This is a genomic window from Asticcacaulis biprosthecium C19 (genome assembly GCF_000204015.1).
Taxonomy (GTDB): Bacteria; Pseudomonadota; Alphaproteobacteria; order Caulobacterales; family Caulobacteraceae; genus Asticcacaulis; species Asticcacaulis biprosthecius.
Genome location: NZ_GL883081.1, coordinates 149,217 through 150,755, shown reverse-complemented (window position 1 = coordinate 150,755; position 1,539 = coordinate 149,217). Strand labels below are relative to the sequence as shown.

The window sequence follows — 1,539 nt, the reverse complement described above, 5'->3', positions numbered from 1 at the left end:
GTTTCGGGATGCGCTCCAATGCGAAACGACAAAAAAACCTCCCGGTGAGGGCCGGGAGGAAAGTCATGTGTTGGGAGGATTCCTCGAAAGGAAAAACGGCGGGAAATGCCGTCTGGAATTTTTTTATCATGTATGACAATTAAATCAAACAAATAATGCAATTTAAAATATTTAATCATTGAAACTTGTCAGGCGAGAAATTGTCATATTTATTGGCCGTCAAAGCACGGTCCCGACAAGGGCCTCAGGGAGAATTGAGATGACCGGATTACGATGGACGGCCGTTGCGGCCGCGGCGCTGGTGATGGGTATGGCGGGGGCCGCCAGTGCCCATGAAAGCCTGGAGTTGACGGCGCCGAAGCCAAATCTGGCCGCGACTCCGCCGATGGGCTGGAATTCGTGGAACAAGTTCGCCTGTAATATCGACGAGGCCAAGGTGCGGGCGGTAGCCGATGCCATGGCGTCGACCGGCATGAAGGATGCGGGTTACCAGTATATCGTGATTGACGATTGCTGGCAGACCGAGCGCGCCGCCGATGGCACCATCCAGGCCGATCCGGTCAAGTTCCCGTCGGGGATCAAGGCTCTGGCGGACTATGTGCATTCGAAGGGCTTGAAGTTCGGTTTGTATTCCGATGCCGGGGTGAAGACCTGCGGCGGTCGTCCGGGCAGCGCCGGATATGAGTTCCAGGATGCGCGGACTTATGCGGGCTGGGGCGTTGATTATCTCAAGTATGACTGGTGTTATACCGGTACGCGCAATGCCGAGGCGGCCTATACCCTCATGGCCAAGGCGTTACGCGCCTCGGGGCGGGATATCCTGCTCAGCATCTGCGAGTGGGGCGACAACAAGCCGCGCGACTGGGCTGCCAAGGCTGGACACCAGTGGCGGACGACCGGCGATATCCGCGATTCGTGGGATGTCGATGAGGGCTATAGCCACTCCTTCACGTGGATCCTGGATCGTCAGGCCGACCTGTGGAAAGATTCCGGGCCGAACCAATGGAACGATCCCGATATGCTGGAAGTCGGCAATGGCGGGATGACGACGACCGAATACAAGGCGCACTTCTCGCTGTGGGCCATGCTGGCGGCGCCGTTGATCGCCGGAAACGATCTTTCGGCCATGGACCGGGAGACGCATGATATCCTGACCAACAAGGACGTGATTGCAGTCGACCAGGATCCGCTGGGTCAGCAGGGGCGTAAGCTGGTGGATGACGGCGACTTCGAAGTCTGGGTCAGGCCTCTGGCCGGCGGGGACCGGGCTGTGGTGCTGTTCAACCGATCGGCGGCAGCCAAGGTTATGTCGGTCGATTGGGAGACCTTGCAGATGCCGGCCGAGATGAAGGCGACCGTCAAGGATCTGTGGACCAAGCAGGTCACCAAAAAGGTCAAGGGGCGCTATTCGGCTGAGGTGCCGTCTCATGGTGCGGTGATGGTGCGGATTACGCCGACGGTGTGAGGGAAGTAAAGGCCCCCTCCGTCTCGACGCGGTCGCCCGTAGGGGGGCTCCCTTGCTCGCCAACTCCCCATTAG

1 protein-coding gene is annotated in these 1,539 nt (G+C 58.8%); it reads left to right on the top strand.

All coding sequences use genetic code 11. From position 1 onward, the window contains the following. Positions 1-259: 259 nt before the first annotated feature. Positions 260-1,465: a glycoside hydrolase family 27 protein gene (locus ABI_RS22735; protein ID WP_006275424.1), complete on the top strand. Its 1,206-nt coding sequence runs from the start codon at positions 260-262 to the stop codon at positions 1,463-1,465. Positions 1,466-1,539 lie beyond the last annotated feature (74 nt).

Bases quoted from the DNA above. Each gene is read 5' to 3' on its own strand.
- ABI_RS22735 (WP_006275424.1), top strand. From the start codon at position 260: ATGACCGGATTACGATGGACGGCCGTTGCGGCCGCGGCGCTGGTGATG.